Below are 24870 nucleotides of genomic sequence, written 5' to 3'. Positions count from 1 at the left end.
TTTTCGAAGGGGTTTTTGTACACCGGTATCCGGCTGGCAATGTGCCTGCTCATCCCGCTCGCCGTGATGTGGTTCTTCAACTCCTATTACTGGGCGATGGGTGTGGCCGTCGCCGTGGGTGCGCTGTTCTTCTGGCTGGACTATCGATCACGCGATGGCGCGGGATACCTGATCCAGCTCGTCGCCTTCATGGCACCGGCGATCCTGCTGCTGCTGGTCGGCCTGATCCTGCCGTCGATCCAGACGATGTACTCGTCGTTCCTGAGCTCGTCGGGCAAGGACTTCGTCGGGTTCGCCAACTATCTGTGGATCTTCACGCAGTCCGACGGCATCACCGCGGTGGTCAACACGATCATCTGGGTGCTCGTGGTCCCGACCGTGTCGACGATCGTCGGTCTCGCCTACGCGGTGTTCATCGATCGCACCCGCGGCGAGAAGATCTACAAGGTCCTCGTCTTCATGCCGATGGCCATCTCGTTCGTCGGCGCCGGCATCATCTGGCGCTTCATGTACGAGTACCGCGGGCCCGAGTTCGAGCAGATCGGACTCCTCAACCAGATCATGGTGTGGTTCGGAGGCGAGCCGCAGCAGTGGCTGCTGAACGAGCCGTGGAACACCATGTTCCTCATCGTCGTGCTCATCTGGGTGCAGACCGGTTTCGCGATGGTGCTGCTGTCGGCATCGATCAAGGGTGTGCCGCAGGAGCTTCTCGAGGCGGCGGAACTCGACGGTGCGAACGCCTGGGAGCGGTTCGTCTCGGTGACCGTCCCCTCCATCCGGCCCGCCCTCATCGTGGTGCTGACCACGATCTCCATCGCCTCTCTCAAGGTGTTCGACATCGTGCGGACGATGACCGCCGGCAACTACGGAACCTCGGTGCTCGCGAACGAGATGTACACGCAGTTCTCGAAGTTCGAGGCCGGCCGCAGTGCCGCCCTCTCCGTCATCCTGTTCATCCTGGTGCTGCCGATCGTCATCTACAACGCACGCCAGATCAAGAAGCAGCGGGAGATCCGATGACCGACACCGTGAAGTCCGAATCCGCTGTCAGCACACGAGCGATCACGACCGGGGGCGGCCTCGACGGCGCTGCAGGGCGCACTCGCAAGAAGCTGTCGCGTCCCTGGGCATCCGTCGCCTCCATCCTGATCGCGGTGCTGTGGACCCTCCCGACGCTGGGGCTGTTCATCTCCTCATTCCGTCCTCGCGATCAGATCCAGTCGTCCGGATGGTGGACGTTCTTCTCCGACCCGCAGGTGACGTTCCAGAACTATGTCGACGTGCTGCAGTCCGGCACGACCCAGCTGACCATCCTCGAATCGTTCATCAACTCGATCGCGATCACCATCCCGGCGACGCTGGTGCCGTTGATGATCGCCTCGATGGCGGCGTACGCCTTCGCATGGATCGACTTCAAGGGTCGCAACGCGCTGTTCATCTTCGTGTTCGCTCTGCAGATCGTGCCGATCCAGATGGCGCTGGTGCCCCTGCTGAGCTCGTTCTCGCGAGGCATCAACCTCTTCGGGCTGCAGGTCACGACCCCGCTGGGCGCCTCCTCGGGCTACGCGCAGGTGTGGATCGCGCACACCATGTTCGCGCTGCCGCTGGCGATCTACCTCCTGCACAACTTCATGTCGGAGATCCCGGGGGAGATCATCGAGGCGGCGCGCGTCGACGGCGCCTCCCGCGGACAGATCTTCTTCCGCGTGGTGCTGCCCCTGACGATGCCGGCGATCGCGTCCGTCGCGATCTTCCAGTTCCTGTGGGTGTGGAACGACCTGCTCGTCGGACTGGTGTTCGCCGACGGCGCCGCGGCGCCGATCACGAAACTGCTCGCCGAGATCACGGGTACGCGAGGAAACGACTGGTATCTGCTCACGGCGGGCGCCTTCGTGTCGATCATCGTGCCGCTGATCGTGTTCTTCGCTCTGCAGCGCTACTTCGTCCGCGGCCTGCTGGCCGGATCGACGAAGGGCTGATCTTCGAGAGACGTCGGGGGCCTTTCGAGAACGGATGCCGCGGTCGGGTGCAACACAGCGCCGGTCGCGGCATCCGCGCGTCTACCCTGAAGTCATGAAGTACGCAGACTCCATCGTCGACCTCGTCGGCGACACGCCCCTCGTGAAGCTCCAGCACGTCACCGAGGGCGTCGCGTGCACGGTGCTCGTCAAGCTCGAGTACATGAACCCCGGCGGCTCCTCGAAAGACCGCATCGCCGCGCGCATCATCGACGCCGCCGAGGCATCGGGCGAGCTGAAGCCCGGGGGCACGATCGTCGAACCCACCAGTGGCAACACCGGCGTGGGCCTGGCGCTGGTCGCGCAGCAGCGTGGCTATAAGTGCGTGTTCGTGCTGCCGGACAAGGTCGGTGAGGACAAGATCGACGTGCTGCGGGCCTACGGCGCGGAGGTCGTGGTGACTCCGACGTCGGTCTCTCCCGACAGCCCGGAGTCGTACTACAGCGTGAGCGACCGACTGGCCAGGGAGATCCCCGGGGCGTTCAAGCCGAACCAGTACGAGAACCCGAACGGTCCGCGCAGCCACTACGAGACCACGGGACCGGAGATCTGGCGCGACACCGACGGTGAGGTCACGCACTTCGTGGCGGGCGTCGGTACGGGCGGCACGATCACGGGGACGGGCCGATACCTGCGTGAGGTCTCGGAAGGACGCGTGCGGATCGTCGGCGTCGACCCGGAAGGCAGCGTCTACAGCGGCGGCACCGGGAGGCCGTACCTCGTGGAGGGCGTGGGCGAGGACATCTGGCCCGGTGCGTATGATCCGACGGTGCCGCACGAGATCGTCGCGGTCGACGACGCCGAGTCCTTCGCGATGACGCGGCGACTCGCACGCGAGGAGGGAATCCTCGTCGGCGGGTCGAGCGGCATGGCCGTCGTCGGTGCGCTGCGTGTGGCGCGGGAGCTGCCGGCGGATGCTGTGATGGTGGTGCTGCTTCCCGACGGAGGGCGCGGCTACCTGGGGAAGATCTTCAACGACGGATGGATGCGCTCCTACGGGTTCAGTGAGGTGGAGGACGGGGAGACCGTCGCCGACGTGCTCGCTGCTCGTCCGGCCAGGCAGGGCGCCGGAATCCCCGACCTCGTGCACGCTCACCCGACCGACACCGTGCTCGAGGCGATCGGCATCATGACCGAGTACGACGTCTCGCAGCTGATCGTGCTCAGCGCCGAACCGCCGGTCATGATGGGCGAGGTGGTCGGCGCGGTCGACGAGAAGGGGCTGCTCGATCTGCTGTTCCGGGGCGAGGCGAATGCGACCGATGCCGTGGGCGCGCACGTGGGGGAGCGGCTTCCGCTCGTCGGCATCCACACCTCGGTCGCGCAGGCCAAGGCCGCGCTCGCCGACGCCGACGCGTTGCTGGTGACAGAGGACGGCAAGCCTCACACGGTCCTGACGCGTCAGGACCTGCTGGCCTATCTGTCGCGCTGAGCCGATGCCCCGACCCGGGGCGTAACCGGGAGGCCGTCTGCGCGAGGGCCGACGTAGGCTGAGAGGCATGTCCGATCACGCCTTCGCCACCCGAGCCATCCACGCAGGACAAGCGCCAGACCCCGTCACGGGCGCGATCATCCCGCCGATCTATCAGTCCTCCACGCACGTGCAGGACAGCGTCGGCGGTCTGCGTGGCGGATACGAGTACAACCGGGCGGGCAACCCGACGCGTTCCTCGCTGGAGACGCAGCTCGCGGCCCTGGAAGGGGGTGCGAGCGCGCTGTCGTTCGCATCCGGACTCGCCGCGGAGGATGCACTGCTGCGCGGGATCCTGAAGCCGGGCGACCACATCCTCCTGGGCAACGACGTGTACGGTGGCACGTACCGGCTGCTCACCCGCGTGCTCGCTCCCTGGGGCATCGAGACCACGACGGTCGAGCTCTCCGACGTCGATGCCCTCCGTGCGGCGATCCGTCCCGAGACGAGGGTCGTGTGGCTGGAGACGCCGAGCAATCCGCTCCTGAAGATCGTCGACATCGCCCTGATCGCCGAGATCGCGCACGCGGCCGGTCTGATCGTCGTCGTGGACAACACCTTCGCCTCGCCGGCGCTGCAGCAGCCGCTCGCGCTCGGGGCCGATGTGGTCGTGCACTCCACGACCAAGTACCTGGGCGGGCACTCGGATGTGCTCGGCGGCACGGTCGTGTTCGCCGACGACCGCTTCTTCGATCAGGTCAAGTTCCAGCAGTTCGCGGTCGGCGCCGTCTCTGCGCCGCTGGATGCCTGGCTGACCACTCGCGGCATCAAGACCCTGGCGCTGCGGATGCGGCAGCACTCCGAGAACGCGCAGGCCATCGCCGAGTGGGCGCAGGAGCGTCCGGAGTTCGCGCAGGTGTACTTCCCCGGGCTGCCCTCGCACCCCGGCCACGAGATCGCTGCGAAGCAGATGAGCGGATTCGGCGGGATGCTGTCGTTCGGGCTCGCCGCGGGAGCCGCCACGGCACGGGCGTTCGTCGAGAGCACCTCGCTGTTCCAGCTCGCCGAATCGCTCGGCGGCGTCGAGTCGCTCATCGGATACCCGCCGGACATGACGCATGCCTCCGTGCGCGGCACCGAGCTCGCGGTCCCGGAGAACATCGTGCGACTCTCGGTCGGCATCGAAGACGCGAGCGATCTGATCGCCGACCTCGAGCAGGCGCTCGAGCGCGTCTCGCGCTGACCGCGCCAGACACGGTATCCGAGACTCACCCCGCGCAGCTGCCGGGGTGCGTCTCGGATCTGTGGCGGTCGGATGAAGGCAGAGCGGCGGTAACATAGGGGCTTCCCCAGGTCGAATCGATTCGACCCAGGTCTTCCCCCGAACTCTGGAAGGACGTCGTGTCCGACGCTCCCCGCACTGATTCCCTCCCCGCCCTGAAGGCGGACGATTCCGCCGCCGACGCGCAGCAGGCCCCGCAGCCGGAGCGCACCGCGACGGGAAGCATCCGCATCCCGAGTGCGACCGGTGCGATCCGCACGCTCGGCGCGAACCCCGCGACCGCACCGGTCATGCTGCACCCCGGAGATGCCATCTCCCTCGGCCGCCGGACGCTGTACATCATCCTGCTCGGCGCGCTCACGGCCCTCGGCCCTTTCACGATCGACCTGTACCTCCCGGCATTCCCGGTGCTGGAAGAGGACTTCCAGACCACCGCCGCGGCGATCCAGCTGACCCTGACCGGGACGATGATCGGGTTCGCGCTCGGTCAGCTTGTGGTCGGACCGCTCAGCGACAAGGTCGGGCGTCGGGTGCCGCTCATCGCGGTCACCGCGCTGCACGTGCTCGCCAGCGTCGGGGCGGCCTTCGCGCCGGACCTCGGACTGCTCAGCGTCGCCCGTGTGCTCATGGGCGTGGGAGCGGCGGCCGGTGGCGTCGTGGCCATGGCGATCGTGCGCGACCTGTTCGGCGGGCGGCGACTGGTCGTCATGCTCTCGCGCCTCGCCCTGGTCTCGGGTGTGGCTCCGGTCATCGCGCCCCTGATCGGCTCGTGGCTGCTCACGCTCATGCCCTGGCGTGGGATCTTCGGTGTGCTCGCCGCCTACGGCGTGGTGATGCTGCTGTCGACGATCCTGTTCATCCCGGAGACCCTGCCCGTCGCGCGTCGCCAGGACCGCGGAGGGGCGACCATGCTGCAGCGATACCGCTCCGTGCTCTCGGACCGGGTGTTCCTCGGCGTGCTCGTGATCGGCGGGATGACCTTCTCCGGCCTGTTCTCCTACCTGTCGGCATCGCCGTTCCTGTTCCAGGTGACGCACGGGCTCGACGCGCAGCAGTACGGTCTGCTGTTCGCCGTGAACTCGCTCGGTGTCGTCTTCGGCGTGCAGACCGCGTCCCGACTCGCCGCGCGCTTCGGACCGCAGTGGGTCATGGCCTACTCGACCGCGGTGCTGCTGCTCGCCGGAGTCGCGATCATCGTCACCGATCAGCTCGGTCTCGGGTTGTGGGGCACGGTGATCCCGCTGTTCGTGTTCATGACCGCGTGCGGATTCACGTTCCCGAACGTGCAGGTGCTGGCGCTCGACCGTCACGGAAAAGCCGCAGGAACCGCGGCGTCCATCATCGGCGCGACGAACTTCGGCGTCGCCGGCCTCATCTCGCCCGTCGTCGGATGGCTCTCGCACGACGCCGTGATCACCGCGACGACCATGGCCTCCGTCATGGTCGGATGCGCCGCGATCGGCATCCTGTCGCTCTGGTTCGTCGTGCGTCCGCGCACGGTCGGGATGCTCGCTCCCTGAGTGTTCAGGCATCGTCCGACAGAATGGGACGATGAACAGGCGGATGCTGCTGTGGTGGGGAGTGGGCCTCCTCGCGCTCGCGACGGTGCTGGGTGCCGTGGTCGTGTTCGCCTACCCGGCGACCCCCGGGTTCGATCGGTGGTGGAACGACACCATCGCCGGGGCCCGTGCGGACTGGATGGTCGACTTCGCCCTCGCGCTGAACTGGGTCGGTGGCGGCTGGGTCGCGATCCTCGGAGTGCCGCTGCTGGCGATCCTGGTGCTCGTGATCGCACGGCGGTGGCGTGGTGCGCTGTTCGCCGCGCTCTGCTTCGCCGCGAGTGCCGCCGGCGTGCAGCTGCTCAAGCAGCTCTTCGGGCGTGCACGGCCCGACGACATGCTGGTGGTGAGCGACTACGGCTCGTTCCCTTCCGGTCACACCGCGAACGCCGCGACGATCGCGCTCGTGCTCTGGGTGCTCTTCCCGCGGGTCTGGGTCGCGATCGTCGGTGCGGCATGGGTGCTCGCGATGGCGCTCTCGCGCACCTTCCTCTCGGTGCACTGGGCGACCGACACCCTCGGCGGTGCGCTGGTCGGCGCCGGTGTCGTGCTGGTGCTCGCCGCCTGGCTGCTCCCGTGGGTGCAGCGCAACAGGGTCGCAGTCGAGGCGCCGATAGGCTGACAGGACCCGTTCCCTCCCGAGGAGTCGCCGTGTCCCGCATTCGTCCGTACCGCCCCACCGATCGTGCCGCGCTGTACGAGATCTGCGTGAAGACCGCGGATGCCGGGACGGATGCGACCGGCGTGCTGTCGGACGATTCGCTGTGGGGCGACCTGTTCGCGGTGCCCTACGCCGAGCGTCATCCCGATCTCGCGTGGGTGGTCGAGAGCGACGACGAGCGCACGATCGGCTACATCGTGGCGACGGACGACACCGACGCCTTCTACGCCTGGTTCCGTGAGCAGTGGTGGCCGACGCTCGAGGGACGCCACCCCCGGCCGGTGGAGGTGGTCACGCGGGAGGATCGGATGATCGACTACGGATACAGCCGCGCCGCCGGCATCGAGCCCAACGTCGCGGATCACCCGGCCCACCTGCACATCGACCTGCTTCCCGAGGCCCAAGGGCAGGGTCTCGGTCGCCAGCTCATCGAGACGCTGTTCGCCGAGCTGAGCCGGCGCGGGGTGCGCGGGCTGCACCTGGGGATCGACCCGAACAACGCCGGTGCCGCCGCCTTCTACGAGCGGCTCGGGATGACGCGCCTGCCGGCGGAGCCGGGTGGTCAGATCTACGGCGTGCGCTTCGACGGCTGAGCCCTCGCGATTCCGGCGGCGAGGGCGGGCCCGGTGCCCGCCCCTTCGGAGTCCCCAACGCCCCATCGACAAGAAGAGAGCCCCCGCACCAGCGGGCGCTCTCTTTGAATCGGCCTGACTTTTGTTCCGTTCTCTTTGTAAGGATGGAGCATCCGCCAGGTCCTCCGACCGGTTGAGAGGGTTCCTGACCTCACGCGGTGTCCGCGCCGCCGTGAACCGGGCGCCGTCGGCGCGGCAGTTGCGCGATGACTTGCTCGTGCCGGAGGTTGCTCGGCTGCATGCGGAGCTGCCCTCCTACATGACGGTTGTCGGCACTCGTGCCCGGAGTTCCCATCCCTGTTCCGTCGGACCAGACTCCAGCTTCCCGCCAATCTGCCGCAGGCGTTGTCCTGCCCGCCGCAGTCCGCGGCCACCGCTCGAGGCACTCGAACGGGCCGGGGGCAACGGCCCCGTGTTCGTGACGACAAGTTCTATACCGCTTGGGTCCGTATGAACACTGATGCTCGCGGACTTGGACTTCGGTGCGTGCTTGATGATGTTCATGACAGCCTCGATCGTCGTCTCGATGAGCGCGCGCTCTGCCGCTGACGTCGCGCCGAGAGACGAGTTCGGGACAGAGACCTGGGTGGCGATCCCCGCATCCTCCAGAAGCTCGCTGAGCGAGGTGACCGCATCCACGACGCTGCCGTTGTAGCGAGTCTCGCGGGAGGGCGGAGGCTCTGTCGTCGGGTCGCGCATGAGCGAGAGCAGGGACTGGATGCTCTGCAGTGCCTGCTCGGCCGATTCGTCGATCGTGGTGAGTGACACCTGTCGAGCAGCATCGTCCGGCTGTCGGGGCAAGGCCCGCGCATGAAACAGAATGAGCGTGAGGTCGTGCGCGATCCCATCATGGAGCTCATCCGCGATGCGCTCCTGGTCCTCTCGGGCAATGGCTGCAAGAACTCGCTCGACACGAGCACGTTCAGCTACGAGGACCGTTTCTCTCGCGGCCACGAGGCGGAAGGCGACGCCGACGAGGAACGCGATCGTCGCGACGCCGGCGATGCCGTAGATGCCGCCCGCCGCGAGCGTGGTGCTTTCTACCGCGACATACGCGGTAAGCGCTGCCACCACCACGACGTGGGTGATAATCACCCACGGTGCACACGTCGCGGCGACCAGTCCGAGTGAGACCGCCAGCTCGAGGAGATCGCCGCCGCTCCCGGTGAAGACTACGCCGGCGCTGCTGATCAGCATGACGATGAACGCCGCCGTCATCGGATGCCACGCGAACGCGGCGAGCCCCAGGTAGAAGACGATGGCGAGAAGGTCGTACCGGCTGAACTCACCGCCCTCGACGGCGAACCCGATGGCTACGGCCAGAAGGACGCCAATGACGACGATCAAGAGCAGGCGTGCAACCGGATGGAGCATCCGAGTCTCCCAGAACCGGGGAGACCGTAACATCCTCCCGGCTGATCCGCGCCCAGCGAGAAGGGGGTCCCGGTGACTGCCGGACGGCACGAGGCCGTCAGGCACAGATGCCCATCACCTTGCAGAGCCAGTCGCCGAGATCGTACTGATCAGTGATCACACGTCCCAGAGCGTTCACGACATATCCGCTGATCAATCCCATGCTAGTTTCCTTCATTCGGTCGACCGTCCACGTCGACCCTCAGATCGGCATCGACAGGCTCTACGGTAGCTCCGTCCACCCTAGGAGCGATGGCGTCCGGGTCGAGAAATCGTGACCCCAGGGCTAGGGATCAGCGCCGATACCCGCGATACCGTGAAGACGTGAGTGAAGTCGTACGTGTTCTCGTCGTCGACGACGAAGCCCTGGTTCGGCACGCGCTGCGCGCATTTCTCTCTGGCGACGACCGCGTCACTCTGGTCGGGGAAGCCGCCGACGGCACCGAGGTCATCGACACCGCCAAAGTCACGAAGCCCGACGTCATTCTGATGGACATCAAGATGACGTCGGTGGGTGGAGTAGAAGCGACCCGCCGCATTTTGGAGTGGAACCCGAACTGCCGCGTCCTCGCGCTGACGACCTTCACGACCGAGTGGCGTGCACTCGAGGTACTGCGCGCCGGTGCCTGCGGTTACCTCATCAAGAACTCCACTCCTGCGCAGATCATCGACGCCATAATCGCCGCCCACGCGGGCGACCGGGTGGTTTCACCGGAAGTGCAGGAGAGGTTCGTTCGCGCAGCCGTCGAGGCCGGCGATGGTCAGCTCTCCGACGTGCCTGCGCTCAGCGATCGCGAACGGCAGATCATCGAACTGATCGCGAAGGGCCTCACGAACGCTGAGATCGCCGAGGATCTCCACTACGCCGAAGGCACCGTGAAGGCAGACATCCGCCACATCAATCAGCTGTGGGGCGTCGATAACCGACTGCAGATCGTGCTGCGCGCTACCGAACTCGGCATCATCAGCCTTTGATTCGACCAGCGCGGGTTATTCCTAGCCCCAGGGCTATGAAGCGCTCTCGTTCCTTGTATAGGCGGACTGACGGCGAGCAGGATGCGAGTGTTCAGCTGCCAATCGGATGCACGCTGAATGCTCGCTCACCACCAACAAAAGGAGTCACTACATGTCACTTGTCGCATTGCCGCGAACAGCCGTGGCACGGTCGGCTGATGTACTGTCATCGGCCGTGGTAAATATCTCGGGCTACGGACGAATGGCGCTGGATGGCGTCGCGGCTCGCATGTCTCCGCGAGCGGTTACGAACAACCCCGCTCCTCTCGTGTTGTTCGCGGTCATCGCTGTGGCCGCGGCCGTTGTCGCGATCGCCGTTATGGGTCTCGCTGCGGCGTGGCTGATGTACTGCACGGCCAACTGGCCCGGTTCGTGGCCGGCGGTGGGAGTGCCCACTCAGAAGAACGGGTTCTACTACTTCGGGTGCATGGTCCCGCGCTAGGAGTGATCATGGTAGCCATGCTGGACATCCAATCCGTCACGAAGAAGTACGGAAAGCGCCAAGTGCTCGGCCCTGTGTCGGCGAAGCTGGATAAGGGGCGGTACTACGCGCTTCTCGGCCCGAACGGCGCCGGAAAGACAACTCTCCTGCACATTCTGATGGGCCTGACGAATTGCTCGTCCGGCATGGTTACCGTGCGCGGCACGTCGATCGACAATCTGGAGACGCGCCGAGACCTCGGCTTCAGCCCGGATGATGTGCCTTTCCCCGAAAGTCTGACCGGCTGGGAATTCCTCGAGCTCCACAATCGACTCCGCCAACGCGACGACTCCGAGCGATGCCTCAAGCTGTCCGAGCTCTTCCAAATCAAGCACGCGCTCGATCAGCAGATCTTCGAGTTCTCGCACGGCATGCGTCGGAAGCTCCAGTTCGTTGCAGCGGTCTCGCACGAGCCGGCCCTGCTTGCACTCGACGAGCCCTTTCGCGGACTCGACCCGAGGTCATCGTTGGTCCTTCGGACCTTCCTGCAGAGGTACGTCGATGGAGGGAAGACCGTTCTCGTCGCAACGCACGACATGCTTCGCGCAGAGCGTGACGCAGACGAGGTATTCCTGCTTCACAACGGTCTGATCCGATCCCAAGGAACAGCCGAGGAGGTCCGCTCGCAAGCGCAGAATGCCCTCTCGCTGGAAGCGGCCTTCGATGCACTGACCACGGACAAGAAATCAGCTGAGATCGACAACGAACTCATTCTCGATCTCACAGCAACGACAACAAGGAGGTAGTGATGCGACGTTCCATCGTCCTCGGTGTGATCACCGGCATCTTCACAGGGATCATCGCTTTGGCACTCGTCATGGTTGTGTCCCTTGCTCTCACATTCGCCAACGGAGCAGACGTAGTGATTCCCGGGATCTTTGAATCCTGGTCGGGTGCTGCGCCCGATGGCACACCCCAGCTCCGCTTCCTCCCAAATTTCGCGGGGATGGGTGTCGTTCTCCTGGTGTGGACCGCGGTCATCACACTGCTCTTCGTCTATCTCGCAAAGCCACGTAGTCGGGCATCAGTCGCTGACGCGCCGGGTAGCCCGTCGACGGAGGACGTGAAGGCTCACTAGTGTCGGCCGCCAGCACAGCCACGGCAGTCATCGCATCGACCGCGTGGAACACTTGGCGCGGTGACCTTGCGCGTTCGCTGCATTGGTCGACATGGTCAGTCCGACTGGCCATCTGGGTGAGCGGCGCGGTGGCAGCACTTGCCAGTATTGGGCTCTGCTGGTTGGTGCTCTACGTATTCGGGGATCTACGACCGCAAGCAGGCACCGATCTACGGCCCTACGTGCGTCTGGGCTTGTCCGGGGTGCTGCTGGCGGCAGTGATAGTCAACTCGCTCAATGCCGCAATCAGTCCGTCAACAGATGTGTTGAGGGGCGTCCTCCGGCGACTCCCCGTATCCACGTCGTCCATATCGTTGGGTCTGATGCAACCCGTCCTTGCGGTGGGCAACTTCATCGCCATATGTCTCGCGGCACCGTCGATCACGATGGTCGGGTACGTGGTCGCTTCGACGGGGTTGTCCACAGCGGCAGTAGGCATGGGGGTCGGGCTGCTGGTTATTTCCGGACTAGGCGTGATCGGGAGCATCCGCGTTCTCTGCTGGCTCATGACCGCGGTCCTGCGACTGCCAAGGATGTACGGAACAGCGATCGCGTCGCTGCTTACGCTCATCGTCGGTGTGCTGCTCGCTGTCCCCGGTCTGGGCCTGATCCCACCGAGCGGTGTCGGCGTCTACGTCCCGGGCTCGTTGCTCTCGGAGCTCCTCTTCGATCCGGCGGCCGGCGGATTCATCAGCTGGGCGCTTCTCGGGGTCTGGGCGGTGGCTGCCTGCGCGCTTTTTGTCCTCGGCCTCCGTCTGCGCGAGATTGGCGATGGACAGCCGGCGACTCGACTGCTCGTGGGAGTCGGGCTTCCCCGTGGCCAGTTCGCTGCCTACATCGTTGGTTCGCTGCTAGTCGTCGTGCGACTTCCCCAGTACATAGTCCTGTCGCTGCTAGCACTCCTCGGTATTCTCTCCACCTGGGGGGCGATGCGCTCGGATCTCCCCGGCTTGCAGCTCTATGCGGCCGCTCTAGTACCCACTTTCATCGCCGTACCGTGGGCAATAGGCATGTATGCGTTTGGGAGCTTGAGATGGTTTCATTCAAGGACACGGCTCACACCGGCTAGGTGCGGAGGGAACGCTCTGGCGACCTATATCGCGACACTTCTGGCGGGCCTCCCCATGGCGCTCGTCGTGATCCTCACCGGAGCACTCACGGGTCAAATCGGGTTTCCACAGATCGCCGAAGGGCTGGCCGCTGGTCTGGCGCTCTCCATCACGACCACCTTCATGGGCTCCCTCGTTCCATTCACCGCTCAGCAGCCTCTCTCGGCCACGGTGACGAGCGTTGCCGCGCTCGGTGTGTATGCCGTTGCCACACTGCTGATCGGATGGCTCGCCAATGAGTTGGGCATAACGAGCACCGCCATCGCGAGCCTCGCTGTCGCTGCGTTCGCCGCTGTCGGAGGACTCTTCTGGAGCAGGGAGGTGAACGAAGGTGCGATCGGTCACTAGGGAAGACGACCGACCGTGCATCGTGGTCATCCCCGCGCCCCGGATCGACTTCGATCACAATGCCTGGAGCTGTGAGGCAACGGGAGCGACAGCGCCGTCCCCTCCGTCGTTCCTGTCGCTGCAGTCGACGGATGCGGAGCTCGATCGTGTGCGGGATGCCGTTCACCGCGGTGTCGCATCCGTGCAACGGGTGCGTAAGCGACCCCGAGTTCTCGAAACGTACAGAGTTGATGTACTCCCGGGCAGATGGGGCAGGGACCTTCTCATCTTCACTCGAGTGGTCGCCGACTCGATCGGGATCCTTCTGTTGGCACCCCTTGTCGTGGCTGGTGTCATGCAGGTGCTCGGTCTCGAGTTCCTCGCCCACGCCTTCTTCATCCTCTTCGGGGTTCTTCTGTCGATTCCCGTTCACGAGCTGGGCCATCTGGTAGCCTTCCGAGCTCTCGCTCCCGCGGGGGCACCGGTGAGAGTGTGGTGGTCAGGGATGAACGCTGGCCTGGTGCGGCAACCACTGCCTCCGAGGCGTGACGTCCTCGTGACCTTGGCTGGGCCGTTCAGCCCGCTGGTTCTCATGCTTGTTCTCTGGCCCGTCATGGGTGTTGCCGAACTCATCGCGTTTTCGATCGTGGGGATCGGTCACACTCTGTCCGTGTTCCTGCCGGGTGGAGACCGCGATGCTCTCAGAGCTGCGCGAAGCGTGGGCGGGCAAGAAATAGTCGGCGTCAACTCCCGGGCCAACCGAGGCTAAGCATGAAACGTTCGGGCGTGAGGAACGAACTGGTGACAGGTTCAGTTAGGCCGCGAGTGTGAGCGGCTCGGTCCGTTTGGCCTCGAACTCGATGGGCGTCAATCCGCCGAGTGTGTCCTGGGCGCGCTGACGGTGATGTTTCCGCTCGATCCAGACCACGATTGCCAGGCGCAGCTCCTGGCGGGTCGTCCATCGGTGCCGGTTCAGCGTTTCAGGTTCGCTTGCGACAGGTACGCCGCAGCACGCCGGACGACCTCGTTCTCCCTCTCGGGTAGGCGGATCCGCTTCTCCAACTCACGAGCTTCAGCCGCATCCGCCGCAGTCTGACCCGGACGGTTGCCCTCCTCGACATCAGCCTGGCGGAGCCAGTTCCGCAACGTCGCTTCGCTGATACCGAAGTCGGTGGCGATCTGTCTGATAGTGACGCCGCTCTCACGGCTACGAGCGACCGCGACAACATCCTCGCGGAACTCGCTGGGATAGGGACCAGTCATGATGAATCCTCGCCGCCAGCGCCTCCCAGCGCTAACGATCAGTTGCCACCTATTCGTTCCTCACGCCCCATGAAAGATGCAGCAGCCTCACTCCAAGACCTTGAAGCACAGCTGAGTGCCGCGTTGAGGGTCGCAGAAGAGGGCACACGCGCCTACGTCCAACGCAGTGCCCGCCGAGCGCCGTCTCGTCATTCAAGGCTTCTTCAAAAGGCTCCTCATAGGACGTGATGGCGAAGTCGAAGACGCGGAACCCCAAGTCATCTTCGCGGGACCGCTGCTGCGAAACGAGACAGGGGAGCTGAGCGACCGGAACATCACCGTGCTGCCCGTGCCGATGCAGCAAGAGAGACGCTGCTGGCGGCGACAGGAACCTATGGGTTCCCTCTGAACACGGTGGAGCGGGGAGCACGCCCAGAACGGCGCTGGAGCCCTTCTGCCGTGCTTCTCAGCTTCGGCACGGAACACGAAAGAACCCCGCCCAAGCTTTCGCTTGCGCGGGGTTCGAACGAACTGCATTTGGCGGTGACGGCGGGATTCGAACCCGCGGTTGCTTGCACAACACACGCTTTCCAAGCGTGCTCCTTCGGCCGCTCGGACACGTCACCAAGGAACAACCTGTCCATCCTATCCGATGCCGGGCGTGCGACAGGACAGACCGCCGACAACCGGGCCTCCGGCACCCCCGGATGTGAAATATTGCGCGTCACCTGCCGTCTGTATAGCCTCATGTGAGGACGTATCGCCTTCTGTCGTGATACGACGTTTCTCTGGGGGAAGCATGCAGGCGAGTTCGACGGCGACACGAAGCGGCCACCGCACCGCGACGGCTTTCGAGCAGTATGTGAGCGCACGGCGCGGGTTCGTCGAGGGAGCGGTGTTCTTCCTGGAATCCGGCACGCACCTCGAGGCGGTGCTGAGCGGGAGCAGGCCGGGGGACGTCGTCTTCACCCCGGCGGGCACAGCCGTGCGGAGCGATCCGCGCGTCGTCGAATACGACGGGCGCTTCTGCAGGCCCGGTGACCAGCTGACCTTCGACGGCAGGCAGACGCTCGAACTGCAGGAGTACGTCGCGGCGCCCTTCGTGGCGATCGTCGGGCCCACCGTCATCCGGCAGTGCAGCGCGGAGGGCGTGGCCGCCTTCTTCAGCGACGCCGATACGGCGAGGGAATCCGGCGTCTTCGTCGAGCAGCTGCTGAGCAGCGCCGTTCTCCTCGACTCTCTCGTCTCCTTCGTCGGGACCGATCACGAGCCGGACGCCCTCGTGCGTGTCCATGTGAGCGCAGACGGCGGGTATCGGGACGGCCCCGACGGGCTGGTGATCGGTGAGGTCGGAGACGAGCGTGCGGACGTCGAGGCCCGCGCCGTCGACGGCGCGGGCCGAGGACGGGCCTTCGCGCGCATCGTCGACCGCGGCATGTTCGAGGCCGACCTCGATGACAGGCGGTGGCTCGCGCGGTACGTGGCGGCGCTCGGGATACTGCGTCAGTGGGACGGGATCCCGGCGCGTCCGGCGATCTCGGGGTTCGGTGGGCATATCGTGCGCGCGCTCGACGAACTCCCCGCGCTCCTGGGTGTCGTATCCGCCGAGGCGCCGTTCCTGCTGACCGGCGGCGATGACGAGTATCTGCTGGTGGATCCCGTGACTCGTCGTCGGTTCCGCCTCGGCATCGACGCCGCGCGTGCGGCCGAATGTCTGATCGCGACGGGAGACGAGTCGGCGGCGGTGTCCCTGCTCGCTGCCGAGCTCGACAGGCGCGCGAGCAGCGTCGCTCCCGTGGTGCGGGAGGTCCGCGGCGACCTGGCAGCGGCGGGTCTCGACGTGGCCGCGAGCCGGGACGAAGGCCTCTGATGCGAGACGACGACCGCGCTGCTCAGCCGGAGCTCTTCGGCGCCAGGGCGCTGCGCGAATGGATCACCGGCGAGCACAGGGAGCACTCCCGGATCTTCCTCCTCGAGAGCGGAGCAGACGTCAGCGACCTCGCAGACGTGGCCGGTCACGACGACGTGGTCCTGCTGCCGACGGAGAGCGCGCCGTACGACGGGCCGGCCGGCAGTGCCCGGTACAGCGGCGCGCTGCGCGAGGTCGGCGACGAGCTCTTCTTCGGTGAACGCGGCGTCGAGCTCCAGGACTACGTCGCTGCGGCGTTCGTGCAGATCATCGGTCCCACCGCCGTCCGCTTCTTCGATGAGACCAGCTGGCGCGCCTTCCTCGACGATGCGGAACTCGCGCGACGCACCGGAGTCTTCCCCTCGGCGTTGACCGATCCGCGGGTGCTTCTCGCCGATCGTGCTGCGCTGGTGAGGCCGGGTGGGCTGGAGGCCCCGAGCGCTCTCAGACTGAGCTCTGACGGCGCGGTCAGCCTGGGCCTGCAGGGCGAGATCATCGGCAGCACCGCCGATCTCGAGGCGCTGCTCACGGTTCCGCTGCCCGGTGCTGCGGCACTGGGAGGAGTCCTGCCCCGTGATGTGCTCGCAGCCGACCTGGCGAGTCGTGAGTGGATGGCGCGATACCTCGGAGCAACCGACCTCATCAAGATGCTCCGGCTGGAGACTGCGACCGCCAGGATCTCCGGCTTCGGCTGGTCGCTCATCGATGACGGGCGCGCCGACGCCGAACCGCTGGCCACGGATCCGTTCCTCCTCGACACCGAGGACGGCTTCCTGCTCGCGGACATCGGATCCCTGCGCCGCCAACTGCTGTCGGAGTCGACGGCCGTCGTCGTCGCCGCCACGCAGACCTCCCGTTCGACCGAGGTCGCGGCCGACCGCGTGGCTCGGCGGCTCGACATAGCGACATCCGACGCCCGCGCCCTGTGCCGCGAAGCCCGCACGGCGCTCAGCGTCCACGTAGGCACGCCCGCCGATGCGCGCTGCCGAACCGAGGAGGTCGACGCGTGAGCCTGCCGCATGCGCTGTGGACGTCGATGCTCCCCGCGGACGAGATCTTCACGTACGACCGTGTGGCCGTCGGCGCGGCAGGGAACCGTATCGAGTTCGCTGACGGATCCACGCGGCTGTGCGCGACGAGCGGTCTGTGGAATGTTCCGCTCGGCTTCGGGAACGCGGCGGTCGCCGACGCGGTGGACAAAGCCATGCGCGACGCCTCCTACCTGTCGCTGTTCAGAGCGCCCCATCGGTATGCGCGAGACGCGGCGGAAGCCCTCATCGAACTGGCGGACCCGAGCCGCTACCGCCGCGTGATCTTCTCCACGTCGGGCGGGGCGGCCAATGACGCCGCGATGAAGCTCGCACGCCAGTACTGGTCGCAGAAGTCGGGCGGCTCCCGTTCGATCGTGGTCGGCCTCAGAGGCGGCTATCACGGCACGATGTACGGAAGCCATGCCCTGAGCGGAGACGACCTCCTCCAGTCCGCCTACTCCGTCGACCGCAGAGCGGTGAGGCACGTCTCTCACAGCGACGACGGCGAAGAGCTGGAGACGCTGCTCAAACGGGAAGGATCCAGGGTGGCGTCGGTCGTCGTGGAACCCGTCCTCGGCAGCGGCGCGTATGCGTTGTCCGGAGCGTTCATCGATCGCCTCCTCGCCCTCAGGGAGGAGTACGGCTTCCTGATCGTCGCCGATGAGGTCGCCACGGGGTTCGGCCGCACCGGGACGATGCTCGCCACCGATACCTGGGCGGCGGCACCGGATGTCCTGATCCTCTCCAAAGCACTGACGAACGGCGCGATGGGCGCTGCGGCGCTCCTGGTGGGCGATCGGGTCGCTTCCGACTTCGTCCGCGGGGGCTGGACGTTCGTCCACGGCGAGACGCAGGCGGGGACCCCGGCCTGCGCGGCGGCCATCATCGCGGTGATCGAGGAACTGCGCCGCATCGATGTGGAATCGACCACCCGAGCGCTGGGAGCCGGGCTGGGGGAGTTGGCGACGTCGTTGCTGTCGGACGGCGTGGTCGCGGAGATCACCGGAAGGGGATGCTTCATCGGGCTCGGGCTTCGCACCGAGGATCAGGCCCCGCTCTCCGGGGTGGAGGTGCTCCGCGTCGTCGCCGCCATCGCGCGCAACGGCGTCCTGGTGCAGCCCGGTCCCAGCTCGATCGAGCTGATTCCCGCCTACGGGTTCACCCCGGACGAGCTGCATGAGGTGGGCGCAGCCATCCGCACAGGGCTGGCTCAGGCGCAGGAGGCATCCGCATGAGCTCGGACTTCGCTGGTCGAGTTCCCACCCTGTGGCACGGAGAAGGGATCGCCGGGCAGATGATGAAGCGCCTCACCGCGGGCCGCGAGACTCTCGTGGTGGCGGACGCGGCTGTCGCGGCCCCCTTCCTGGACGGCCTCTCGGCGAGAACGATGACGATCGACGCTCCTGCGGTGAATGTGGCGGCCGTCGTCACGATGGCGCAGGAGATCGTCCAGCGGTCGCCGAGCGTCATCGTGGCCGTCGGCGGAGGAACCGTGCTCGACGCCAGCAAGATCGCCGCACTGGCGCTCGCCCGCGGGCGCGTGTTCGACTACGCGATCGGGCATGCATCGTGGTCGGCGCTCACCTTCCTGCCTCACGCTCTGCCGGCTGCGGACATCGTCGCCGTGCCGACGACGCTGGGCACGTCGTCCGAGACGAACAGCGTCGGCACCCTCACGACCGACTGCGGTCACCGACTCATCGTGGGGCACGCCCTGAGACCACGGCACGCGATCATCGATCCCTGCAACCTTAGCTCCCTCACATCCGAAGCCGTGAGGGAGGGAGCGCTGGAGGCGTTCCTCCGTCTGGCGGGCGCCTCGACGAGCGCGCGGAGAAGCGTCAGGGCGAACCGCGACGCCGTCGCCCTCGGCCGAGCGCTCATCGACGCGACCACCCGCGATCCCGACTCGGCGGCGGGAAGGCTCCGCATCGCGCGATTGAGTGCCGCGACCCAGCGCAGCGAGGCGCTCAGAGGGCGGGACCCCTACAGCGCTCGCCATTGGTATCTGGCGAACGAAGTGGCCTTTCTGCTGCAGGTCCGAAAGGTCGTCGCCACGGCGGCCGTCATCGCCGCGGTCTGGCGACGAATCTGCGCGGGAGACGCGCGCTGGGGCGATCGGGAGAGCCTGGAGGGCTTCTGGGCACGAGTGTCGATCGGAACGGCTTTTCCCGTCGATCCGCCCGCCGGGATCGCTGCGCTCCTCGACCGCTGGGGGATTCCGCGTCCGCCCGAGCCGAGCGCTCATGACGTGGACCGCATCTCCGCCGCTACCGAAGCGGCATGGGGAAATCGCCAGCCGATGCTTCCCGGTCTCATCGCGGGCGACTTCCGTGATCTGCTCCGCGAATCGTGCTGGAGCCCTGAGCCGGTCGGCGCAGATCGCCGACCATCGACCGTGCTTTCGAAGGAGGTGAATTAGATGGGCAGAAATGAGGAGACGAGTATCCGGTTCCAGGAACTGGAAACGATGGAGGCCCCCAGTTGGGAGAGCTTCTATCAGGGCGCGATAGGTGCGCTGGTTCTCATCGGGATCGGCGCAGCCGCCGCGACGTGACCGCTGGTGGCGGAAGACGAGAAGGGGAAGGGAGGTAAGGATGCACACCGCAATGCCGACGCTTGAGTTCACGGAACTCGAAGCCATGGAGGCCCTGAACGACACCGATGACTACATTCGCGGATTCGCCGTGGGCGTGATCATCGGAATTCTCGCCTTGACCTAGACCCAGCATTCGAAAGCTCGACAAAGGAGGTTCGCCTTGCAGACGGAATCGCTGGAATTCACAGAACTCGAACACATCGACGCACCGCTCGAATGGTGGGAGCACGCCAGCTACATCATCGCCATCATCGGCGGAGCGGCAGCGATCGCAACCTGACCGCGGGGTGCGGGCGTATCTCGCACGCCCGCACCCCCTGTTCCCCTGGAGAGGCGATGTGCGAATGTCAGATCTGATCACCGAAGCGCTGTCGGCGCGACTCGAGGCGGTCGGCGCGGTGCCCATGGCACAAGACCTGTACGCCGGAGTCGGCACCGACTTCTACGAGCGGCTCGTCGGCGCCGACCGTGCCGAGATCCGCGAAGTGCTCGCGCTCGCGAGAGACTCCGCGGGGCCGATCCTCGATGTCGCGGCGGGGAGCGGGAGGCTGACGATCCCGCTGGTGAGATCGGGAAAGAGGGTGACCGCGATGGATCTCTCCGACGACATGCTCTCCCACCTTCGACGGGCGCTGCCGGACCACGCCGCGCTCGACTGCGTCGTCGCGGACATGCGCGACTTCTCCCTGGGGCGTCTCTACGACTTGATCGTCATCGGGGCGACCTCCATCACACTGCTCGATCGTGCGGGCAGGTCCGGCCTCTATGCGAGCGTGCGACGGCATCTCTCCGATGGAGGTGTCTTCGCCTTCACCGTCGCCGGCGGCGACGCTGCCGACAGCCTCACGGTCTCCAGAGATCACGAGATCGGTGTGCCCGGAGCCGAGGGACAAGAGACCTACCTCTTCTCACAGCAGCTGGACCACGACGGCGCGGCGCGTGTGGTCAATTGGGTTCGCGCCTCCGACCTCGTGGCCGGTGCGGAGGTGACCGTCCTCACGAGCCGCCTGCAGGTGCTCAGCCAGGAGATGCTCTCTCGAGAGGTCGTGGAGGCCGGGTTCGCGCCACCCGCCGTCTCGCCCGTGCGCACGAGCCACGGAGTGGAGATCCTCCTCCTCATGACTTCGCTCGCAGAACTCAGGAGAGAGGCGCCCGGCGATGCGTCCGACTAGTTTCGTGCGTCGAAGAGCGCCGCAGGCCGCAGCGGCGCTGACCCCCGACGCGCGCCCGCTCCTGGCTGCCGGGGTCGCCTTCGAGAAGGGGGCCGACGAAGCGGCATGGATCGTGATGCTGCACGGCGTGCCTTCGTCGCGGGTCTCGGGCGCGGTCGTCGACATGCTGATGGCGCTGGACGGCGAGACCCCGCTTCACGCTCTGCACATGCGCTTCGCCGCCGCCGAGTCGTGGGAGAGCTTTCTCGGGCTGGTGCTTCGCTTCCGTGCGAGCGGACTCCTCGACGGAGACACGAAGCTGCCACCTGGCCGCTGGGACTATCGGCCCCCGTTCACCCTGCAGATCGCGACGCTTCGAGCGCCTGCCCTGTTCGGCCGCGTGGACCATCTGGTCGTTCCGCTCTCGGGCAGGGCGGTCGGTGCCACCGTCGCCGTGCTGCTCGGCCTCGGGTTCGTGGCGGCGATCCTGCAGGCAGGGGAGCTGCGCAGCGCGCTCACCTCGCCGATCCCGCTGTCCGGTCTCGTGACCCTCGTCGCCGTGCTCTCGCTCCTGACCCTGCTCCACGAGAGCGCGCACGGCCTCACGCTCACGAGGTTCGGGGGAAGGCCCCGCAGGGCCGGCTTCATGATCTTCTATCTCACCCCCGCCTTCTTCGTCGACGTGACCGATGGCTGGCGCCTCCCCGACCGCCGGCAACGCGTCGCGATCGCCCTGGCCGGGCCCGCCGTGCATGCCGCCGTCGCCGCCGTGGCCCTTCTCGTCGCGCTCGCGCTGCCCGACACCGAGGTGCGCCGGACGCTGGTGCTTCTCGCGCTCGCCTGCGCTGCCATCGTCCTCGTCAACCTGATCCCGTTCGTGCGGTTCGACGGGTACATCGCGCTCATGAGCGCGCTGGATGAGCCCAACCTGAGAGCACGGACGATTCGTGACGGCGCGAATTCCCTCACCCGCTTCCTGTTCGGCGGGCAGAAGACGCCCAAGAGTCTGAACAGGTGGTGGAGCGTGCCGTTCGGCCTGGCCAGCCTGCTCGCTCCGGTGGTCCTGGTGCTGTTCGCCGTCGGACGGGCTGCTCGAGCGGTCGCCGGCGGCGGACCGGTCCTCGGTCTGCTCGTGGTCGCCCTGGAAGCCGTCGTGGTCGTGGTCGGCGTCGTCCTCGTCTCGAGGGCACTGCACCGCGCCTTCCGGTCGGGTGTCTCGCGACTGCGGTTCGTCGCCGTCCTCGCCGCACTGGTCTCGACCGTCGCTGTCGCAGGAGTCCTGATCCCCGTACCGGTGACCGTCACGCTCGGTTTTTCGGCGCAGGGCGGCCGGGCGGTCCTCCTGCACGCCGGCGGCGCCGCAGAGACGGAAGTGCCGGAAGGTGCGCCCGTCGTGCTGATGCGCAGCGGCCTCCTCGCCGACGAGCGGGTCGGCGAGGGAACGGTCACCCGGCCGCGAGCGATACCGACGGAGGTGCCGCTCGACGCGCTGTTCCCCGTGACGGCGGAAGGAGTGTCCCTGCCTGCGGTGATCGTCGCGGGCGTGGACCTCGCCGACGGGAACCCGAAACTGCCTGCGACGGGGCAGGCACGCGTCGAACTCGGCGTCCGAAACGTGTGGCAGTCGCTCTGGGCGACGGGCGTGACGCTGCCACTGGCGACCCTGCAGAGCGAGAGAGCGGAAGAGGATGAGAATGAACGACTACGCCATTGAGGTGCGCGGACTCACGAAGAGGTACGGCCAGCGGACCGCGGTCGAGGAGCTGTCCTTCGTCGTCCCGCGCGGATCGATCGTCGGGCTGCTGGGCCCGAACGGGGCGGGGAAATCGACGACTCTGCGAGCGATCGTCGGCCTGCTCCGGCCCTCGAGCGGAGACAGCCTGATCGACGGTGTGCCGTTCTCAGCCCTCGACAACCCCGCATCGCACGTCGGCGTCCACATGGACGGGTTCGGATTCGAAGCGGGCATCTCCGCCAGAAGACACCTGGAGATCTGCCGACTCGCGGCAGGGGCACCGCGCAGCAGGGTCGACGAGGTGCTGGAGGAGGTGGGGCTGGCCGCGGATGCCCGTCGCCGGGTGAAGACGTTCTCGACGGGCATGGCCCAGCGCCTCGGGCTGGCGACGGCTCTGGTGGGTTCCCCGCGCACACTCGTCCTGGACGAGCCGGCCAACGGTCTGGATCCCGACGGCATCCGCTGGCTTCGCCGGTTCCTGCGTGCCTTCGCCGAACGCGGGGGCACCGTCCTGCTCTCCAGTCATCAGCTCGCCGAATTGGAGCAGGTCGTGGATGAGGTCGTCGTCATCAAGCAGCGGGCGCTGTTCGCCGGGCGGCTCGGCGACCTGGTCACCAGCGACGCCGATTCGCTCGAGGGCAAGTACTTCGACCTGGTCGGCGGTGCGTCCGCATGAGGAACGCGATTCGCAGTGAGCTGCTGCGCGCGGTGAGCGGACCCTCCGTCCTGCCGGTCTATCTCGTGGCCCTGCTCATGCCGCTGTTCGTGCTGTTCTCCGACGGCTCGCGCTTCGACCTCGCCGGGGTCGACTCCCACGCGGCGACCTCCCGCCTTCTGGAGCCGCTCGCGTGGTCGGTGATCTCGGCAGCGTTCGTCGGGGCGTACGCGGTCACGCGCGAGTACTACTACTCCTCGATGGAGCGGACCCTCACCGGTGTCGGGTTCCGCCGTGCCTTCTCGGGAAAGCTCATCGCCGGGGCGCTCATCGCGATCGCGCTGTCCGTGTGCATCTTTGTCACCTGGACGCTGGGGATCTTCCTCGTCCTGGCCGAGAACGGGCTGACACTCGCTCTGTCGTTGCAGTCCTGGCAGCTGTACGCCGGCGCGCTGGGCGGTGCCGTGCTCGGCGCGCTCATCGGAGGAGCCGTCGGCTGGATCACCCGCAACTACTATGCGACGGCGATCATCGTCCTCGTTCTGCCGATGGTCGTCGAGTTCGCGTTGCTGCGCACGGCACCCGAGGTGGCGAAGTTCTCGCCAGGATTGGCCATCGCCGCCGTGGGGGTTCCCGGATTCCAGGACCGGCTGCTCGAGTTCGCCCCCGCCCTCGGAGTCGGACTCGCATGGACCGCAGGGCTCGTGGCGGTCGCCTGGTTCACAGGACGCCGGAGGGTGGGGTGATCCGCCGCGCTCTGCGAGCACAGGCACGCAGCTTCGCGGGCGACATGGTTCTCCTCGGAGTGACCGTGGCGGCGCTGCTGATGTCCCTCTCCCTGGCGATGAGCATCCCGCCTGACCTCGCGGGTGCTCCGCTCGAGGCCAGAGAAGCGCTCGCCGGGTCGCTCACCGCCGTGATCGCGATGTACGGCGCGGTTCTCGCCGCGGTGTACGGTTCGTTCCGCTACACGGTCGACCGGCGTGACGGTGTGATCGCTCAGCGCCTGATGCTGCAGTCCCGGTGGGTGAGCCTGCTCGTCCGCGTACCCGGTGCCGTCGTCGGTGGGGCGGTCGTGTCCCTCGCAGGACTGGTCGGCGGTCACATCGCGCTGACCGTCACTGCGGGCGGAATTCCCGTGGAGTGGTCCACCGTCGGATCCACACTCGCCCTCGGCGCGGTCGCGGGGCTGTGGGGGATGGGACTGGGGGTCGTCGTGCAGGTCCATCTCGTGGCTCTCTTCATCGTCTCCCTGTCGATGAGCGGGCCGGTGCTTCTCGCGATGCTCTGGGGAGCGGGCGCCGTCTACCTTCCACCCCTCGTGATGCTCGAGGCCTTCCGCCTCGACATCGACGCGCTCGGAGTCGCAGCGACCGATCGGCTCGACGGTTCCCTGGCCGCGGGGGTGACGGCCGGATGGATGGTGGCGGCTCTTCTGGCGGGGACGCTCGCGTTCCTGAGGCGCGATGTGACGTAGCCGCCTCGACAGCGTGTCAGCGCAGGTTCGGATCGGCCGTGGCCCAC

The 24870-nt window shown here is 66.7% G+C and carries 26 protein-coding genes and 1 tRNA gene; 24 read left to right on the top strand and 3 right to left on the bottom strand.

Annotated features, from left to right (window positions below):
- The first annotated feature begins 15 nt into the window (after window positions 1-15).
- From D514_RS25380 to D514_RS25355, 7 genes are all read left to right on the top strand, one after another.
- The gene (locus D514_RS25380) at window positions 16-1020 is read left to right on the top strand and encodes a carbohydrate ABC transporter permease (protein WP_236610948.1); all 1005 of its coding nucleotides are present in this window, start codon (window positions 16-18) and stop codon (window positions 1018-1020) included.
- Entirely contained in the window at window positions 1017-1979 is a 963-nt protein-coding gene (locus tag D514_RS25375) for a carbohydrate ABC transporter permease (protein WP_017829124.1), read from the top strand. The genes D514_RS25380 and D514_RS25375 overlap by 4 nt, the downstream gene beginning before the upstream one ends.
- Window positions 1980-2073: 94 nt before the next feature.
- A complete protein-coding gene (locus D514_RS0119190; protein ID WP_017829123.1) occupies window positions 2074-3450 on the top strand; it encodes a cystathionine beta-synthase in 1377 nt (458 codons plus the stop codon).
- A gap of 67 nt (window positions 3451-3517) precedes the next feature.
- Complete coding sequence (locus D514_RS25370; RefSeq protein ID WP_017829122.1) at window positions 3518-4672, top strand: cystathionine gamma-synthase; 1155 nt, start codon at window positions 3518-3520, stop codon at window positions 4670-4672.
- Between the two features lie 158 nt (window positions 4673-4830).
- On the top strand, window positions 4831-6231 hold the full coding sequence (locus D514_RS25365; protein ID WP_017829121.1) for a multidrug effflux MFS transporter: 1401 nt from the start codon (window positions 4831-4833) through the stop codon (window positions 6229-6231).
- Window positions 6232-6262: 31 nt separating this feature from the next.
- Window positions 6263-6892 (top strand): phosphatase PAP2 family protein, encoded by a 630-nt coding sequence (locus D514_RS25360; RefSeq protein WP_051056554.1) that lies wholly within the window; start codon window positions 6263-6265, stop codon window positions 6890-6892.
- A 29-nt stretch (window positions 6893-6921) separates the two neighbouring features.
- On the top strand, window positions 6922-7524 hold the full coding sequence (locus D514_RS25355; RefSeq protein ID WP_017829119.1) for a GNAT family N-acetyltransferase: 603 nt from the start codon (window positions 6922-6924) through the stop codon (window positions 7522-7524).
- 294 nt (window positions 7525-7818) lie between these two features.
- On the opposite strand, the gene D514_RS25350 is transcribed toward D514_RS25355, so the two are convergent.
- On the bottom strand, window positions 7819-8937 hold the full coding sequence (locus D514_RS25350; protein WP_017829118.1) for a histidine kinase: 1119 nt from the start codon (window positions 8935-8937) through the stop codon (window positions 7819-7821).
- 291 nt (window positions 8938-9228) lie between these two features.
- On the opposite strand from D514_RS25350, the gene D514_RS25345 reads away from it, so the two are divergent.
- The 5 genes from D514_RS25345 (at window position 9229) to D514_RS25330 (ending at window position 13045) form a co-directional block, all read left to right on the top strand.
- Window positions 9229-9951: a response regulator transcription factor gene (locus D514_RS25345; protein WP_081603855.1), complete on the top strand. Its 723-nt coding sequence runs from the start codon at window positions 9229-9231 to the stop codon at window positions 9949-9951.
- A 214-nt stretch (window positions 9952-10165) separates the two neighbouring features.
- Complete coding sequence (locus D514_RS38685) at window positions 10166-10432, top strand: hypothetical protein (RefSeq protein WP_144052959.1); 267 nt, start codon at window positions 10166-10168, stop codon at window positions 10430-10432.
- Window positions 10433-10440: 8 nt separating this feature from the next.
- Window positions 10441-11217 carry an ABC transporter ATP-binding protein gene (locus D514_RS25340; protein WP_017829113.1) on the top strand — a complete coding sequence of 259 codons (777 nt, stop codon included), beginning with the start codon at window positions 10441-10443 and terminating at the stop codon, window positions 11215-11217.
- 2 nt (window positions 11218-11219) lie between these two features.
- A complete protein-coding gene (locus D514_RS25335) occupies window positions 11220-11549 on the top strand; it encodes a hypothetical protein (RefSeq protein WP_031205610.1) in 330 nt (109 codons plus the stop codon).
- A 362-nt stretch (window positions 11550-11911) separates the two neighbouring features.
- Window positions 11912-13045 (top strand): hypothetical protein, encoded by a 1134-nt coding sequence (locus D514_RS25330; protein WP_144052958.1) that lies wholly within the window; start codon window positions 11912-11914, stop codon window positions 13043-13045.
- A 951-nt stretch (window positions 13046-13996) separates the two neighbouring features.
- Here D514_RS25330 and D514_RS39110 read toward each other — a convergent pair.
- Window positions 13997-14287 carry a transposase gene (locus tag D514_RS39110; protein WP_017829108.1) on the bottom strand — a complete coding sequence of 97 codons (291 nt, stop codon included), beginning with the start codon at window positions 14285-14287 and terminating at the stop codon, window positions 13997-13999.
- Between the two features lie 517 nt (window positions 14288-14804).
- Window positions 14805-14892 (bottom strand) — tRNA-Ser (locus tag D514_RS25320).
- 236 nt (window positions 14893-15128) lie between these two features.
- On the opposite strand from D514_RS25320, the gene mpaB (D514_RS25315) reads away from it, so the two are divergent.
- The 12 genes from mpaB (D514_RS25315) (at window position 15129) to D514_RS25275 (ending at window position 24823) form a co-directional block, all read left to right on the top strand.
- Window positions 15129-16136 carry a daptide biosynthesis RiPP recognition protein gene (gene mpaB, locus D514_RS25315; RefSeq protein ID WP_036323081.1) on the top strand — a complete coding sequence of 336 codons (1008 nt, stop codon included), beginning with the start codon at window positions 15129-15131 and terminating at the stop codon, window positions 16134-16136.
- Window positions 16136-17185, top strand: a complete 1050-nt coding sequence (gene mpaB, locus D514_RS25310; protein WP_017829106.1) for a daptide biosynthesis RiPP recognition protein — start codon at window positions 16136-16138, stop codon at window positions 17183-17185. The genes mpaB (D514_RS25315) and mpaB (D514_RS25310) overlap by 1 nt, the downstream gene beginning before the upstream one ends.
- Window positions 17182-18441 carry a daptide-type RiPP biosynthesis aminotransferase gene (gene mpaD, locus D514_RS25305; protein ID WP_017829105.1) on the top strand — a complete coding sequence of 420 codons (1260 nt, stop codon included), beginning with the start codon at window positions 17182-17184 and terminating at the stop codon, window positions 18439-18441. Before mpaB (D514_RS25310) ends, mpaD begins: the two co-directional genes overlap by 4 nt.
- A complete protein-coding gene (gene mpaC, locus D514_RS25300; RefSeq protein ID WP_017829104.1) occupies window positions 18438-19628 on the top strand; it encodes a daptide-type RiPP biosynthesis dehydogenase in 1191 nt (396 codons plus the stop codon). Before mpaD ends, mpaC begins: the two co-directional genes overlap by 4 nt.
- The gene (mpaA1, locus tag D514_RS39375) at window positions 19629-19763 is read left to right on the top strand and encodes an MpaA1 family daptide-type RiPP (protein WP_017829103.1); all 135 of its coding nucleotides are present in this window, start codon (window positions 19629-19631) and stop codon (window positions 19761-19763) included.
- A gap of 52 nt (window positions 19764-19815) precedes the next feature.
- Window positions 19816-19929, top strand: coding sequence for an MpaA2 family daptide-type RiPP (gene mpaA2 / locus D514_RS39465; protein ID WP_017829102.1), 114 nt, complete (start codon window positions 19816-19818; stop codon window positions 19927-19929).
- Window positions 19930-19965: 36 nt separating this feature from the next.
- Window positions 19966-20085 carry an MpaA3 family daptide-type RiPP gene (gene mpaA3, locus D514_RS39460; RefSeq protein WP_017829101.1) on the top strand — a complete coding sequence of 40 codons (120 nt, stop codon included), beginning with the start codon at window positions 19966-19968 and terminating at the stop codon, window positions 20083-20085.
- Between the two features lie 64 nt (window positions 20086-20149).
- Window positions 20150-20977: a daptide-type RiPP biosynthesis methyltransferase gene (gene mpaM, locus D514_RS25295; protein WP_017829100.1), complete on the top strand. Its 828-nt coding sequence runs from the start codon at window positions 20150-20152 to the stop codon at window positions 20975-20977.
- On the top strand, window positions 20964-22670 hold the full coding sequence (mpaP, locus tag D514_RS25290) for a daptide biosynthesis intramembrane metalloprotease (RefSeq protein ID WP_186004818.1): 1707 nt from the start codon (window positions 20964-20966) through the stop codon (window positions 22668-22670). The genes mpaM and mpaP overlap by 14 nt, the downstream gene beginning before the upstream one ends.
- Window positions 22651-23367, top strand: a complete 717-nt coding sequence (locus tag D514_RS25285; protein WP_017829098.1) for an ATP-binding cassette domain-containing protein — start codon at window positions 22651-22653, stop codon at window positions 23365-23367. The genes mpaP and D514_RS25285 overlap by 20 nt, the downstream gene beginning before the upstream one ends.
- The gene (locus D514_RS25280; protein ID WP_017829097.1) at window positions 23364-24092 is read left to right on the top strand and encodes an ABC transporter permease; all 729 of its coding nucleotides are present in this window, start codon (window positions 23364-23366) and stop codon (window positions 24090-24092) included. The genes D514_RS25285 and D514_RS25280 overlap by 4 nt, the downstream gene beginning before the upstream one ends.
- Window positions 24089-24823 (top strand): hypothetical protein, encoded by a 735-nt coding sequence (locus tag D514_RS25275; RefSeq protein ID WP_017829096.1) that lies wholly within the window; start codon window positions 24089-24091, stop codon window positions 24821-24823. The genes D514_RS25280 and D514_RS25275 overlap by 4 nt, the downstream gene beginning before the upstream one ends.
- Window positions 24824-24870: the final 47 nt, after the last annotated feature.

The organism is Microbacterium sp. UCD-TDU (genome assembly GCF_000340625.1).
Taxonomy (GTDB): Bacteria; Actinomycetota; Actinomycetes; order Actinomycetales; family Microbacteriaceae; genus Microbacterium; species Microbacterium maritypicum.
The sequence above is the reverse complement of the archived record's forward strand: the minus strand, read 5'-3'. Positions and strand labels throughout refer to the sequence as shown.